This window comes from Cryobacterium lactosi (genome assembly GCF_004403945.1).
In the GTDB taxonomy this organism is placed as follows: Bacteria; Actinomycetota; Actinomycetes; order Actinomycetales; family Microbacteriaceae; genus Cryobacterium; species Cryobacterium lactosi.
In genome coordinates, this window is the sequence record NZ_SOHM01000036.1 from 109350 (window position 1) to 123417 (window position 14068).

The following is a 14068-nucleotide window of genomic DNA, read 5'->3' on the forward strand; positions in this document are numbered from 1 at the left end:
TCTCAGCGTGTCGCCGCGACCTGCCCGGCGAGGTAGCCGCCGAATCCGCCCGGCACCCGGCCGCGCAGCCGACCGGAGGTGAGCACCGGGATGAGCGCGGTGCGGCACTCGCGAGCGCCGATGCGGCGAAGCGCCGCCACCAACAGCACGTCCTCGTCTGAGTCCACGTCGCTGAACCCGTTCGCCTGCAAGTAACGGTCGGCGCGCACGCCCAGGTTGGCGCCGTGCACGTGCGGATGCCCGTCGACCAGGGTGTGCGAGTCGTGCCAGCGGGCCCGCTCCGGCACCGCAAGCTCCTCGTCGGGCAGCACGGTGCCGAGCACCAGCTCGGTGCCCGCCTGGGCCAGGGCCAGTTGCACCGCCAGCCATCGCCGGGGAACCGCGGAGTCGGCATCCGTCGTCGCCACCCAGGTGCTGCCGTCCGCTCCGGCGGTCAGCAGATGGGCCACGCCCTCCCGCCGGGCGGATCCCACCGACCCGGCCTCGCTCTCCAGGGCACCGAACTGCGGCCATCGCGCCACGACATCGGCCGAGCCGTCGGTGCAGCGGTCGAGCACCACGACGACCGACATGGTCGGGGCGTCGGCGCCGAACTCGTCCCGCACGGCCTGCACGGCATCGGCCAGAGCCGCCAGGCACCGCGGCAACCGGCTCTCCTCGTTGCGGGCCGGTATCACCACGATGAGCCGGTCGATGCGGCGAGTCACGGGACCAGCCCTTCCCGCTGGGCCACGGAGGGGGCCGGGCCGTGCTCGTAGACCTCCAGCACGAAGTCCCTTTCGAGGTGCTGCACGGTGCGTTCAAGTCCGGGTAGGGCGGCGAGCGCCGCGTGCACCTCGTCGCCGCCGAGCGGGTATTCGCCCACCGGATGCCGCCAGTGGCACGCCACCAGCGTGCCGTTGGGGCGTAGGCTCTGCCGGCAGCGCTCGAGCAGAACGGCCAGGTCTGCCGGCGAGCAGTAGTAGCCGATCTCGGACAACACCACCAGGTCGAAGGTGCCCGCCGGCCATTCCCCGGGCAGGGCCCGCCGCTCCACCCGCACGCCGGGCAGGCCGATGAGTCGCTCTCGGGCCACGGTGAGCGCCTGCTCGTTGATGTCGGTGGCGAGCAGGGTGTCTGAGCGGTCGGCGAGGTCCCGGCTGAGCACACCGATGGAACAGCCCAGCTCGAGGGCGGCACTGTACCGCGGCAGGGGCAGCGCCGCGAGGGTGAGCGCGCGCTTGCGGGCCTCGTACCACCGGGTCTCAAAGCCCCAGGGATCCCTCGAGCCGGCGTAGAAGTCGTCGAAGAACCCGGCGGACAGGCTCTGCGGCGCCGCGGCATCCGTCGTGCTCGGCGTGCTGGTCGGCTTGCTGCCGTGCGAGGCGTCGTCGTGTGGGCCGTGCGCCGGCTCGTCGGCGGCGCCGATGAAGAGCTCCCGGGGTCGTTCGAAATGGGCGGCGAAGCCCGGTTGCACGATCGCCTCGTCTCCAGGCCGGTCGGACAGCGGTTGCACCTGACTCGTGTGGGCCGCCATCGCGGCGTTCTTGCGTTGCCGCGCCGCCGCGTCCAGCTCGAGGCTCCACAGCCCCGTGCCGTGCCCGGTGGGCCACACCGGATCCTCGGGCGAGGACCAATGCCACGCCCAGATCGGGTACTCGAGCAGCCTGGCGCCGGTGCGGGCCGCGACGAGCGCCGCCACCTCGCCCGCGGCCGCGTGGTCGGGATGCCCGTCCAGCCGCCAGGGGGTGACAACCCAGGTGGCGCCGGCGGTCTCGGCACCGGTCAGCTCCGCCACCTCGGCCGCGAGCGCTTCCTCCAGACTGTTCCGGTGCTGGGACAGGTCGCCGTCGGGCAGGTCGAGCAGGCGCACCACCGCCGCCGCCGCCAGCGCTCGCACCGCGTTCACCATCTCCACCCGGCGCACGGCCACCAGATCCGCCGGGGTGAGGGTGGGCGACCGCGGGTGCGACGCCTCACCGTTCGTGGCCAGGATCACCGTGATGCCCAGCCCGAGCTGCCCGGCGACCGCGATCAGACCGCCCGCGCCGAGCGACTCGTCATCGGGGTGCGCGGCCACAACGATCAGACGGCCGCAGTCCGCCAGGGCCAACGGCCGGATGCGGGAAGACCAATCGGCGTCGTGCCACACGTGTTCGCTCGTGCCGCCGCTGTGATGAGTGAAGGTCACCATGACGGCGCCTCCTCCGCGACCAGGCGACTGCCGAGCGCGGCGTCGTCCCGCTCGGCGTGGTGCTGACGGATATACAGGCTGAGGTCGGCCACCCGGCGGGAGTGCCGGGCGTCCAGAGCGAGCGGGGCCGGTCCGAGCGCGTGCCCGACCCTGGAGAGCACCTCGTCCACGGTGCGCGCGACGAGCCCGCGCACCCGGGCAGCCAACAGCGCGCCGGCTTCACCGACGGCCTCGCCCCTGTCGATCGCCCCGGCGGCGTCGAACAGGGCCGCGCCCGCACCCACGAGCGCCAGGTCCACCGCGCCCAGGTGGGCCAGCAGGATCTGGTCGGGTTCCCGCCCGCCGGTGGCCGACCGCTGTGCGGCGGCGGTGCGCAGCTGCCTCGCCACGCCCACGGCGCCGCCGAACCAGCACGCCGCCACCTGGATACCGCCCCAACTGAACCCGGGCCGGGTGAGGTACCACCCGTCGTCTCCGACGGGCCGCGCGGCAACACCGGCGAAGTCCACCGGGCCGCTGGTCACCTCGACGAGTCCCGTGGCGAACCAGGCGTCCTCCCGCACCGTGATGCCAGGGTCGGCCAGGTCAACGGCGAAGAGCCGCCGCCGGGCCGGCTCCACGCCCGCCGTCGTGGTGTGTGCGGTGACCAGGGCGTGGCTGAGCGACCCGGCCAGCGAGCACCAGGGCTTCCGACCGCTCAGCCTCCAGCCGGCCGGGGTGCTGACGGCGTCGACCCGTTGGCCTGTGCCCTCCGCCGCGAAGACACCCCAGCTGGTCGAGGCTGGGTTCGTCGGGACGGGGCTGGCGAGGATCGTGCTGGCGGGGACCGTGCCGGCCGGGACAGTGCCGGCCGGGACGGGGCTGGTCAGAAGCGTGTCGGCCGATCCCTGGGCCTGCTGCAGAATCGCGAGGGCATCCGTGTGCGCCTCGAGCACTCTGGCGGCGGTGAGGTCGGCCGCGGCCACAGTGGCCAGGGCGTCGAACAGGGTGACGGTGTGGCCGGAGCCGGGCTGCGGCAGGCCGGCGGCCTCGGCCACAGCGAACCGGATGGCCCGCTCTGCGTTGCCGTCCACCGCCCAGGCCGCCTCGGCGAGGTGCGCCAGCCGCCCGAGATCCTCCGGCCGCCGGGATCCGCGACTCCCGCTCACTCCCCCGACGATGACCGCCGCGGGGCCTGGCTGTGTCGTCATGGCTCTCCCAAGTTCCGGCGCGGCGGTTGTCCGGCGTCCCCGATGCCGCCATGCGCCTCTCGTGTCTGAATATCCTGCCAAAAAACGCACCGCGCGGCGCAGATATCCACGCCCGACTCCTTACGAAGCCGGGAAATCCGGGTTAGTATCCCCCCATACGGGGGTGTTCCCCGAAGTGTGGCCCTGAGGCACCGTTGATAGGGCCTGACCGAGGTCACACCAGAAGCATCTCCGCATGGGGCGGGCCGTCATCGGGGTGGCCTGCCCCTTCCCCTGCCCGCTGGTGCTCTGCGCACTGGTGCCGTTGCGCTGAGCGACCGGCCCCGCGCCGGGTGCCGTCCGAGGGCTCCTCGGCGAGCGCGGCATCCGTCCGTGCGACCATTTCGCGCCGGGCGGGGTACGCGCCGGTAGGCGGGTGGCGCGCCACCCGCCTACCGGCGCCTACCCCGCCTACCTCGCGCGGCGCACCACCCACGCGCGGCGCACCCCCACCGGGCCGGCACCACCCGGCCGGCGCTAGGCCGCCGCCGCTAGACCGGCACCGGCGCGGTCCCCCGCGACGGCTCCGCCATCTTCTCGGCCGCGCTCAGCACCAGGCGGCCATCCGCCAGGGTCACCCGGTGCACGGCCCCGGTGATGGTGATGCCGGTCTCGGTCTGCTTGTCCGCGCACGAACCACCCACCCACAGGTCGACCCGGCCCGCCTCGACGATGCGCTCGTGGCGCAGGCCGGTGAACGCCAGCCGGGCCGTCGGAACCTCGAAGCGCACCACGGCCTCCTCGCCGGGCTCGAGCGTCACGCGGTGGTAGCCGAGCAGCTGAGCGACGGGCCGGGTGATGCTGGCATGCACATCCCGCGCATAGAGCTGCACGAGGTCGGTGCCGGTCCGCTCGCCGGTGTTGCGGACGCGCACACTCGCCGAGAACGTGCCGCCGGCCGCGACCTCGGTGTCGGCCGCCAATCCGGTGCGCTCGAAAGTGGTGTAGCTCAGCCCGTGCCCGAACGGAAGCACCGGGGTGCTGTCGACGCTGGTCACTTCCGACGGACCACCCAGGATCGGGTGCAGGTAGGAATAGGGCTGCGCGCCGGCAGAGCGCGGCAGCGACACGGGCAGGTGCCCGGTGGGCGTGACCGCGCCGGAGAGCACCGAGGCGATCGCCACCCCGCCTTCCTCGCCGGGGAAGAACGCCTGCAGCACGGCAGCGGGTGCGTTGGGGCCGTCAATGGCCCACGCCACGGCGTAGGGGCGACCGGTCATCAGCACCATCACCACGGGAGTGCCGGAGGCCACGACGGCCTCCACCAGCTCACGTTGCAGGCCGGGCAGCTCGAGGCTTTCCACATCGTTGCCCTCGCCCACGGTGCCGCGACCGAACAGGCCGGCCCGATCGCCCACAACGACCACGGCCACATCCGCGGTGCGAGCCGTCTCGACGGCCGCGGCGATCGCCGAGTCGTCAGAACCTTCCACCTCGCAGCCAGGGGCGAACACGATCTGGGCCGACGGGAACTCCGTCGCCAGCGCCTCCAGCACCGTAGGCATGTCCAGCTCGGCCGGCACATCCGGATGGTGGGCGAGCACATGGTTCACGAAGGAGTAACAGCCCATCAGGGCCTCGGTCGAGTCGGCGTTCGGGCCGAGCACCGCGATGGTGCCCGGGCCCCGGTCGCCGGTGCCCCGGAGCGGCAGCACCCCGTCATTGGTCAGCAGGATCAGCGATTCCTCGGCCAGCACGCGCGCCACCCGCCGGTGCTCGGGCGTGTCGAGGTCGATCTCGGTGGGCGCCATGGTGAAGGTCTCATCGAGCAGGCCCAGGTCCTCCTTCTGCGACAACACCCGCAGCACGGCCCGGTCGATCAGCGCGACATCCGTGAGCCCGGCCCGCACCCGTTCGGCCAGGGGCGCCAGGAACGCGTCGCCGGTGGGCAATTCCACATCGATCCCGGCGGTGAGGGCGAGGTCAGCCGCCTCGCCCCGGTCGGCGGCCACGGCGTGCATCAGCTGCAGGAACGCCACCGAGAAGTAGTCAGAAACGACAACGCCGTCAAAGCCCCACCGGTCGCGCAAAATCTCGGTGAGGTACTCCGGGGTGGCGCCGACGGGCGCTCCGTCGATCTCGGCGTACGAGTTCATCACCGAACGCACCCCGCCGTCGAGCACCGCCATTTCGAACGGGGGCAGGAACACGTCGTTGATCTCGCGCATACCGGCGTGCACCGGGGCGTGGTTCCGGCCGGCCTGCGTAGCCGAATAGCCCACGAAATGCTTGAGGGTCGCGTGCACCCCCGCCGCCTGAAGGCCGGTGACATAGGCGGTGCCGATGGTGCCGACCACATAGGGGTCCTCGGCGATGCACTCGTCGACCCGGCCCCACCGTGGGTCCCGGATCACGTCGAGCACCGGAGCGAGCCCCTGGTGGATGCCGAGCTGCTTCATCGATCCGCCGATGAGGAGGCCCATCTCCTCCACCAGCGCAGGATCGAAGGCGGCTCCCCAGGCGAGCGGTGTCGGGAAGGTCGCCGCTTTCCACGCCGCGAGTCCGGTCAGGCACTCCTCGTGCACGATGGCCGGGATGCCGAGCCGGGTCTCCGACGCGAGGCGACGCTGCTCGGTCCACAACCACTCGGCTCGCTCCACGGGATCGACCGGCCGGGTGCCGTACACCCGGGTGAGGTGGCCGAGCCCGTGCAGAGTGGCCTCGTCGTATTTCGTCGAGGTGGCCATTTCACCGGCGAGCGGGGCGACGACCTCGCCGCCCTGGTCCACCCAATAGCCCACCATCTGGGCGAGTTTCTCTTCGAGGGTCATCCGGGCATGCAACTCGCGCACGCGTTGAGATGCCGCAGGCAGTTCTGGGAAAGTCACAACAATCTCTTTCTACTTCTTCTATGTCGACGAATCAGGCTGCGCGCGGCGGGCAGCCGATCAACCCTTGACCGCGCCGGTCAGCCCGCCCACGATGCGGCGTTCGAACAGGGCGAAGAACACCAGCGCGGGAATCATGGACAGCGAGGTGAAGGCCAGAACCTTCGCAGTATCCACCGAATACTGCGAGGCGAACGATTGCACGCCCAGCGGGAGGGTGAACACGGCGTCGTTGTTCAGGATGAACAGCGGCAACAGGTAGCTGTTCCAGCTGGCGATGAAGGCCAGGATGCCCACCGTGATGACACCGGGCATGGCCAGCGGCACGATCATCCGCCAGAAGAAGCCGAGCCGGCTGCAGCCGTCGATGAAGGCGGCCTCCTGGATCTCATCGGGGATGGCCTTGAGGAACGGCACCAGGATGATGATGGTCGTGGGCAACGCGAACGCGATCTGCGGCAGGATGACGCCGCCGAGCGAGTTCATCAGGCCCAGGTTCTTCACCACCAGGTAGAGCGGGGTGATGGCCACGGTCATGGGGAACATCAGGCCGGCCGCGAAGGTGGCGTAAAGGATGCCGCGGCCACGGAACCTGTACCGGGCCAGCACATAGCTGGCCATCAGGCCGAGCACCACCACACCCAACGTGGTGGCGAAGCCGGCGATCAGGGAGTTGCCCACCAGCCGCCAGAAGGTGCCGCCGGTCAGGACATCGAGGTAGTTGCCGATGTTCCAGACGCTCGGCCAGCCGGACGGGTCGGTGGTGATCTGGGCGTTGGTGCGGAACCCGCCGATGATGATGAACAACACCGGGGCGAGCATCAGTCCGATCACCAGAACGGCGACGACGTAGGCGACGGGAGTGCCCCAACGCCGGCTGGTCTTGATCGGGGCCGGCGGATTGGCCGGCGGCAGCGCCACAGCGGGCGTGGTGAGCGCGGTCATGTGCTCTTCCCCTTTCCAGTGATTGCGCCCTCGGTGTCCCGGCTCAGCACGAAGCGCTGGTAGATCAGCGCGACGACGAGCGAGATCAGGAAGAGCACGACGGCCACGGCGTTTCCGTAGCCGTAGTTGCCGGCGTTCCGGCCGTTGGCGACGAGGTAGGTCGCCATGGTCGACGTTCCCGCGGTGGAGGCGATGTACTGGCCCCAGATGATGTAAACGAGGTCGAAGAGTTGCAGGGCGCCGATGATCGACAGGAACGCCCAGATGCGCAGCGTGGGTGCCAGGAGCGGCAGCGTGATGTGCCGTTGGATCTGCCAGAACGAGGCGCCGTCGATGGCCGCGGCCTCCGGCAGTTCCTCCGGGATGCCCTGCAGGCCGGCGAGGAAGAGGATGACGGCGAAGCCGACGTACTTCCAGGTGATGATCACCATGAGGGTCCAGATGGCGATGTCCGGGTTGGACAGCCAGTCCTGGCTGAATGCACCAAGGCCGAGCTTCTCCAACATGCCGTTGACGGCGCCGTTGGACGCCAGCATCAGGCTCCAGCCGGTGCCGACGACAACTTCGGAGATCACGTAGGGCACGAAGATGAGCACCCGGATGAGCGACTGCCCACGGAGTTTCCGGTTCAGGAGCAGCGCGAGGAGGATCGCGACGGGCCCCTGGAGCACGAGGGAGAGCACAACGATGACGCCGTTGTGGGTGAGGGCCTCCTGGAACGTGGGGTCCTGGATGATCGTGATGTAGTTGCGGAACCCGACGAAGTCAGTGGGCGGGCCGTAGCCCTGCCAGCTGAAGAAACCGTAGTACGCCGCCATCACGACGGGGAAGATCACGAAGCCGAGGAAGACGATGAGCGCTGGACCGACGAGGACCGCGATCTCGACCCTGGCCCCGACCGGACTGCTGCGGCGGCGTCGCCGCACGGGCGGGGCCACGGGCGTAGTGCCCGTGTCCCCGCCGTTCGCGAGATCCACCTCTAATCGCGTCGAAGTATTCTCGCGAACTGACATGAGAGTGCCTAGGCCTTCTTGGCCGCGTCGTTGACGGCCTGGATCAGCTGCTCCGGGCTGCCCTTGCCGGCGAGCAGGTCGACCACGCCGACGTTCAGCGCGTTTCCGACGTTCTGGCCGTAGACGGTGTCCAACCACTGCGAGACGTACGGGGCCGCGTTGTAGGCCGCGATGATCTCCTTGAGGTAGGGCTCGGTGACGGCTTCCTGGGCCACGGTGTTCACCGGCGGGGCGTTGAAGGCCGCGTAGTACTCCTTCTGCACGTCGGAGCTGCCGATGTAGTTGAGGAAGTCGAGGCATTCTGCGGGGGCGTCGACCGAGCAGGAGTAGCCATCCACGCCACCGAGGATCGAGCCGGGCTCGCCCTCGCCGCCGTCGATCTCGGGGAACGGGAACCAGGACAGGTCGGCCAGCGGCTTCTCGTCCGGGGTCAGGGAGGCGATCACGCCGGGGTTCCAGGCGCCCATGAGTTCCATGGCTGCCTGGTGGTTGGCGACCAGGCCGGCGGAGCTGCCGGCGCCCTGCTGGGCGGCGGTGGTCAGGAAGCCCTGGTTGTAGGGCTCGGTGGCGGCGAAGCTTTCGAGGTCTTCGCCGGCCTTGATCCAGCAGTCGTCCGAGAAGTCCTTGGTGTCTGCGGCCTCGGCCAGCACGTCGGGGCTGCATTCGCGCAGGGCGAAGAAGTAGAACCAGTGCGCGGCCGGCCAGGCGTCCTTAGCGCCGAGCGCGATCGGGGCGACGCCGGTGGTCTTGAGCTTCTCGACGGCGGTTTCGAGGTCGGTGATCGTGGCCGGCGCCTCGGTGATGCCCGCGGCGGTGAACAGGTCCTGGCTGTAGAAGATGCCGCCGGGGAGCACGGCGACCGGCATTGCGTAGATCTTGTCCTCGAGGCTGTTCGCGATGAACGAGCCGTTGGGGATCTCTTCCTTCACCTGGTCGGAGATGCCATCGGTGATGTCCATCAGCTGGCCGGCGGCGACCATCGCGGCCATCTTGCCGCCGCCGCGCTGCAGGAAGATGTCGGGTGCGTCGCCGGAGTTCAGCGCGGTCTGGAGCTTGCCGTCCAGGTCTTCGTTCTGGATCGCCTGCACGTCGATGGTGACGCCGGGGTTGTCGGCTTCGAAGTCGGCGACGGTCTTGTCCCAGAATTCCTGGCCGGGGCCGGTCGTGGAGTTCTGCCAGAGGCTCATCGTGACGTCGCCCCCGGCGGACGCATCGCCCGTATCGGTACTACAGGCCGACAGGCCCATGGCGCTGAGGCCCAGGACCATGGTTCCGGCGAAGATTCTCTTCGCCGTGGTGTGGTTCACCTTCATTGGTTCAACCTTTTTCTCTTCGTTGAGGTGGTGGGGAATTGCCTCAGTGTCACAGCGGGAAAAAGAAGTGTCAAACGTTTTCGAAATCAGTTTCCAAGTCGCCTATGCTGAACCCATGTCTCCCCGTGCCACGATCCACGATGTCGCCGCCGCCGCCGGCGTTTCTGTGGCGACGGTCTCCAAGGCGGTCAACGGCCGGTACGGAATTTCGGCGGCGACCACGGCCCGGGTGCTGGACGTAGTGCAGCAGCTGGGCTATGAGTCGAGTCTCGTGGCCAGCAGCATGCGGTCGCGCCGCACCAGCGTCATCGGCATCCTGGTGGCCGACTTCGAACCGTTCAGCGCGGAGATCCTCAAGGGCGTCGGGGTCGCCCTGGCGGATTCCCGCTACGACCTGCTGGCCTACAGCGGCTCCCGGCAGCGGGAGACCAACGGCTGGGAGCGGCGCTCGCTGAGCCGGTTGAGCGGCACGCTGATCGACGGCGCCATCATGGTCACTCCCACGGTCGACACGACCTCCGCGGAGATCCCGGTCGTGGCCATCGATCCGCACACCGGCCGGGCTGACCTGCCGACGGTGGAGTCAGACAGCTTCGGCGGCGCGCTGCAGGCCACCCGCTACCTCATCGAGCTCGGCCACCGGCGGATCGGTTTCGTGGCCGGGCGCCCCGACCTGCGCAGCGCCTCCCTGCGTGAGGCGGGCTACCGGCAGGCGTTGGCGGATGCGGGCATCCAGTTCAACCCCGCCCTGGTGCGGGTGGGAATGTACAAGCGCGAGACGGCCAAGGCACCCGCCGCGTCGCTCTTGTCGATGACGGACCGCCCGACGGCGGTGTTCGCCGCCAACGACCTCTCGGCGATCGCGATCATCCAGGTCGCCGCGGAGCTCGGTCTCGAAGTGCCCGGCGACCTCTCGGTGATCGGCTTCGACGACATCCCGGAGGCCTCGCAGATGAACCCGGCGCTGACCACCATCCGGCAGCCGATGAAAAGGCTCGGTGCCACCGCTGCGGGGATGCTCGTCTCCCTGCTCAACGGCGAGACGCTGCCGCAGAACCACATTCGGCTGCCCACCGGGCTCGTGCGCCGGGCGACCACGGCGCCGCCCCGAGTCTGACCGGTACCACCTGCGCACCATCATCGAGAGGGGCCTGTTGTGGGTGAACCGCACACCAGCCGGGACGTGACACCGCACCGGGTGGGCATCGTGGGCCTCGGCGTCATCTCCGCGGCCTATCTCCAGACGCTAGCGGCCACCGACGCGGTGGTCGTCACGGCCGTGGCCGACCTCGACCAGGGCCGGGCACGGTCGGTCGCGGCGGCACTGCCGGCCGCACGCGCGATGACGGTGGCCGACCTGCTCGCCGGCGACGAGGTCGACACCGTGTTGAACCTGACCACCCCGGCCGCGCACGCCGAGATCGCGCTCGGGGCCATCAGCCAGGGCAAGCAGGTCTACGGCGAGAAACCGCTGGCCGTGACCCTGGCCGAGGGCAGGAGCATGCTCGCCGCGGCCGCCCACGCGGGCGTGCGGGTCGGGTCCGCCCCGGACACCGTGCTGGGCACCGGCATCCAGACCGCCAGAGCCGCGATCGACGACGGACTGATCGGCCGCCCGGTTGCGGCCTCGGCCGTCATGGTCTCGCCCGGGCACGAGTTCTGGCATCCGAATCCGGATTTCTACTACCGCGAGGGTGGCGGCCCGCTCTTCGACATGGGCCCGTACTACCTCACGGCGCTGGTCCACCTGCTCGGCCCGATCCGCTCGGTGACCGGCGCGTCCAGCCGGCCTTCGGACCACCGGGTGATCCGCACCGGGCCGCGGGCCGGCGAAGCTATCCCGGTTCTTGTCGACACCCATGTCACCGGGGTGCTCGAACACGTCAGCGGCGCCCTGTCGACGATCACGATGAGCTTCGACTCCCCCGCCACCGTGGCCTCGCCGATCGAGGTGCACGGCACCCTGGGCACCCTCGACGTGGGCGACCCGAACACCTTCGACGGCCCCGTTCGCCACCGGCGGGTGAACGATGGCGGCTTCCACCTGCTCGACCCGTTGGGCGGCTACGTCGACGGCGCCCGCGGCATCGGCCTCCTCGACCTGATCCGCACGCCGCCCCGCCACACCGCCCGCGCCACCGGGGAGCTCGCTCTGCACGTGCTCGATGCCATGGAGTCGCTGCAGCGCGCCGCGACGGAGGGTCACCGGGTCGACCTCACGACGGATGCCGACCGCCCCGCCCCGGTGCCGCTGACGCCCCGCGCCGAGTGGCTCGCGACCGGAGCCTAACCAACTAGAAAATGCCGGGGCCGTGGGAGCCGGGGCTCGGCGCGCGCAAAAAAAGGCCCGAATCTTCGTGAGAAGTTCGGGCCGTGTGTAGCGGGAGCGGGAATTGAACCCGCGACACCACGATTATGAGCCGTGTGCTCTAACCAACTGAGCTACCCCGCCTTAGACCTTCAGAGCCTAGCTCTCAAGCCTGAGCCCCCTGTGGGAATCGGACCCACTACCTCTTCCTTACCAAGGAAGTGCTCTACCAATGAGCTAAGGGGGCAAAACTTCAAACTTCTGAAGTTGAACCGTGCTTTTGGCAACCGGTAAACATTATCACCTCGCGAGACCCGTCGGCGACACAGGGTGGGCATCCGGGCCGATTATGACGCCCGGAAGGGTCCAGGCCGTGAAGGATGCGCCCGTGGCGACCAGCCGAACGCCGGCTGCGGAGACCGTGCAGGCAGCCGTTCCGACCTCGGGCCGGAGCTCGCCGGTGAGGCCGCCGACGGGCAGCACCCAGCCCGGCAGGGTCACCTCGGCGGCGGCACGGGTCGCCAGCAGCAGCACCGACTCCAGCTCGGTCTCGCGCACGTAGACGAGCGCATCCTCGCCAACGTGCAACCAGCGCAGCCCGCCCGTGCTGAGCGCCTCATGGGCGCGGCGGAGGCCGATGAGCGTCGAATACAAGTCGATGGTCGCGGCAACATCCGGCTCGGCCGCACTGGCCCACGGCATCGGGGTGCGGGAGTGTTCACCGTCGATGCCGACCAGGCCGAACTCGTCGCCGGCGAAAACCACGGGGATGCCCGGCAGGGTCACCGAGAGGCCCACGGCCACCGGCACAGTCTCGGCGTCGGCGTGGCTGCGGAACCGGGCCGTGTCGTGGGTGTCCAGGGCGTTCATGGTGGCCAGGCGGGTGCGCCAGGGGAAACCGGCGGCGAACCGGGTGTGCGCGCGGTGGAACTGCTCGCCGGTGTGCGCCGGGATGCTGCCGAGCGGCAGGCCGAAGAATGACGGAACCGGGTCGGGCCGGCAGAGCCACGACCAGAGCGGCCGGGTGAAGTTGGCGTAGGTCATCGCACCGTGCCACGCGTCGCCCTGGAAGTCGGCCGAGGCGTCGTTGGTGAACTCGCCGAGCAGGATGGTGTCGGGGTTCACCTCGATCATGGTGCGGCGGATGGTCTGCCGTACGTCGGCGTTGAGGTCCTCGTCGCCGAGACGGCCGGTCATGTTCGCCACGTCGATGCGCCAACCGTCCAGGTTGAACGGCGCCTCGAGCCACCGGGCCACCACCGAGTCGGGACCGTCGATGAACCGGCGGCGGAGTTCAGTTGAGCCCCAGTTGAACTTGGGTAGCTCGGGCACGCCCAGCCAGGACATGTAGTCGCTCTGTTCGGGATCGAGCCAGTAATAGAAGGCGCTCTCCGGAGCCGCCGGGGTGAGATGCGCGGCCTGGAACCACTCGTGACCGTCACCGGAGTGGTTGGACGTGAGGTCGCCGATCACCTTGAGCCCGCGGGCGTGGGCGGCCTCGACAAGCCGGATCAGCGCCGCGTCGCCGCCGAGCAACGGGTCGACCTCGGTGAAGCCGGCCGCGTCGTACCGGTGGTTGGAGCGGCCGGGGAACACCGGGGTGAGGTAGAGCAGGGTCACGCAGAGACGCTCGAGGTGGTCGAGGTGCTCGGTAATGCCGTCGAGGTCGCCGCCGTAGAACTGGTGCGACCGGCCCGGCGGGAGCTGGTCGACGGCGTCGCCCCACTCGGCGGGCATCGCCCAGTCCGGCGCCTCGCGGTGATCGGCGGCGGCGGAGCGCGCGAACCGGTCGGGGAAGACCTGGTACATCACGCTGGTCGCGGCCCAGTCCGGCGGGGCCGGATGGGCGACGAGCTTGAAGTCCTCCGCGTCGAGGGTTTCGATGTCGTGCAGCCCGCTGGCGTTCAGCCACCAGTGCGCGCCGTCGGCCATGCTGAGCAGGAACCTGTAGCCGTGCACCGGGTTCTCCACCACGAGGTCGGCGGCCCACCAGGCGTAGCCGGCCTCGACCTGCCCGGCGCTGCCGACCGGCCGGGCGTCGCCGAAGCGCGGTTCCTGGTCGGGATTGGAGCGGGTGCGCACCATCGCCACGTCCCCGAACGCGAGCGGGATGCGCACCCGCACGGTGACGGTGCCGCCGAGGACCGGCGCCTGGGTGGAGACGTACAGCGGGGAGCCGTCATGGTGCGGGAGCAGGTGGTGAGGGAGCGGGTGGAACGGGAGCGGGTGGAACGGGAGCGGCTGGTGCGGGAGCATCGG

The 14068-nt window shown here is 70.0% G+C and carries 10 protein-coding genes and 2 tRNA genes; 2 read left to right on the plus strand and 10 right to left on the minus strand.

The window, feature by feature from the left end:
- Window positions 1-2: 2 nt before the first annotated feature.
- The 7 genes from E3T61_RS18170 to E3T61_RS18200 all read right to left on the minus strand — a co-directional run bounded on the left by E3T61_RS18170 (window position 3) and on the right by E3T61_RS18200 (window position 9435).
- Entirely contained in the window at window positions 3-707 is a 705-nt protein-coding gene (locus E3T61_RS18170) for a glycosyltransferase family 2 protein (protein WP_134642258.1), read from the minus strand.
- Window positions 704-2173: a bifunctional PIG-L family deacetylase/class I SAM-dependent methyltransferase gene (locus E3T61_RS18175; RefSeq protein ID WP_134642259.1), complete on the minus strand. Its 1470-nt coding sequence runs from the start codon at window positions 2171-2173 to the stop codon at window positions 704-706. Before E3T61_RS18175 ends, E3T61_RS18170 begins: the two co-directional genes overlap by 4 nt.
- Complete coding sequence (locus tag E3T61_RS18180; protein WP_134642260.1) at window positions 2167-3363, minus strand: acyl-CoA dehydrogenase; 1197 nt, start codon at window positions 3361-3363, stop codon at window positions 2167-2169. The genes E3T61_RS18175 and E3T61_RS18180 overlap by 7 nt, the downstream gene beginning before the upstream one ends.
- Window positions 3364-3893: 530 nt before the next feature.
- Window positions 3894-6173 (minus strand): beta-xylosidase/alpha-l-arabinosidase, encoded by a 2280-nt coding sequence (locus E3T61_RS18185; RefSeq protein WP_134642287.1) that lies wholly within the window; start codon window positions 6171-6173, stop codon window positions 3894-3896.
- Between the two features lie 117 nt (window positions 6174-6290).
- Window positions 6291-7175: a carbohydrate ABC transporter permease gene (locus E3T61_RS18190; RefSeq protein WP_134642261.1), complete on the minus strand. Its 885-nt coding sequence runs from the start codon at window positions 7173-7175 to the stop codon at window positions 6291-6293.
- Window positions 7172-8188: a carbohydrate ABC transporter permease gene (locus E3T61_RS18195; protein ID WP_134642262.1), complete on the minus strand. Its 1017-nt coding sequence runs from the start codon at window positions 8186-8188 to the stop codon at window positions 7172-7174. Before E3T61_RS18195 ends, E3T61_RS18190 begins: the two co-directional genes overlap by 4 nt.
- 8 nt (window positions 8189-8196) lie before the next feature.
- The gene (locus E3T61_RS18200; RefSeq protein WP_420898500.1) at window positions 8197-9435 is read right to left on the minus strand and encodes an extracellular solute-binding protein; all 1239 of its coding nucleotides are present in this window, start codon (window positions 9433-9435) and stop codon (window positions 8197-8199) included.
- A 181-nt stretch (window positions 9436-9616) separates the two neighbouring features.
- On the opposite strand from E3T61_RS18200, the gene E3T61_RS18205 reads away from it, so the two are divergent.
- Window positions 9617-10618 carry a LacI family DNA-binding transcriptional regulator gene (locus E3T61_RS18205; RefSeq protein WP_134642264.1) on the plus strand — a complete coding sequence of 334 codons (1002 nt, stop codon included), beginning with the start codon at window positions 9617-9619 and terminating at the stop codon, window positions 10616-10618.
- A gap of 39 nt (window positions 10619-10657) precedes the next feature.
- Window positions 10658-11791, plus strand: coding sequence for a Gfo/Idh/MocA family protein (locus E3T61_RS18210; protein ID WP_241992665.1), 1134 nt, complete (start codon window positions 10658-10660; stop codon window positions 11789-11791).
- An 88-nt stretch (window positions 11792-11879) separates the two neighbouring features.
- On the opposite strand, the gene E3T61_RS18215 is transcribed toward E3T61_RS18210, so the two are convergent.
- The 3 genes from E3T61_RS18215 to E3T61_RS18225 all read right to left on the minus strand — a co-directional run bounded on the left by E3T61_RS18215 (window position 11880) and on the right by E3T61_RS18225 (window position 14065).
- Window positions 11880-11953: transfer RNA gene (locus E3T61_RS18215), tRNA-Met, on the minus strand.
- Between the two features lie 31 nt (window positions 11954-11984).
- Window positions 11985-12056: transfer RNA gene (locus E3T61_RS18220), tRNA-Thr, on the minus strand.
- A gap of 53 nt (window positions 12057-12109) precedes the next feature.
- Window positions 12110-14065 (minus strand): glycoside hydrolase family 13 protein, encoded by a 1956-nt coding sequence (locus E3T61_RS18225; protein WP_134642265.1) that lies wholly within the window; start codon window positions 14063-14065, stop codon window positions 12110-12112.
- Window positions 14066-14068 lie beyond the last annotated feature (3 nt).

Excerpts from the sequence above, each read along its gene's own strand:
- E3T61_RS18190 (WP_134642261.1), bottom strand. The coding sequence starts at position 7,175 with ATGACCGCGCTCACCACGCCCGCTGTGGCGCTGCCGCCGGCCAATCCG.
- E3T61_RS18175 (WP_134642259.1), bottom strand. The coding sequence starts at position 2,173 with ATGGTGACCTTCACTCATCACAGCGGCGGCACGAGCGAACACGTGTGG.
- E3T61_RS18225 (WP_134642265.1), bottom strand. The coding sequence starts at position 14,065 with ATGCTCCCGCACCAGCCGCTCCCGTTCCACCCGCTCCCGTTCCACCCG.
- E3T61_RS18180 (WP_134642260.1), bottom strand. The coding sequence starts at position 3,363 with ATGACGACACAGCCAGGCCCCGCGGCGGTCATCGTCGGGGGAGTGAGC.
- E3T61_RS18185 (WP_134642287.1), bottom strand. The coding sequence starts at position 6,173 with ATGACCCTCGAAGAGAAACTCGCCCAGATGGTGGGCTATTGGGTGGAC.
- E3T61_RS18195 (WP_134642262.1), bottom strand. The coding sequence starts at position 8,188 with ATGTCAGTTCGCGAGAATACTTCGACGCGATTAGAGGTGGATCTCGCG.
- E3T61_RS18200 (WP_420898500.1), bottom strand. The coding sequence starts at position 9,435 with ATGGGCCTGTCGGCCTGTAGTACCGATACGGGCGATGCGTCCGCCGGG.
- E3T61_RS18205 (WP_134642264.1), top strand. The coding sequence starts at position 9,617 with ATGTCTCCCCGTGCCACGATCCACGATGTCGCCGCCGCCGCCGGCGTT.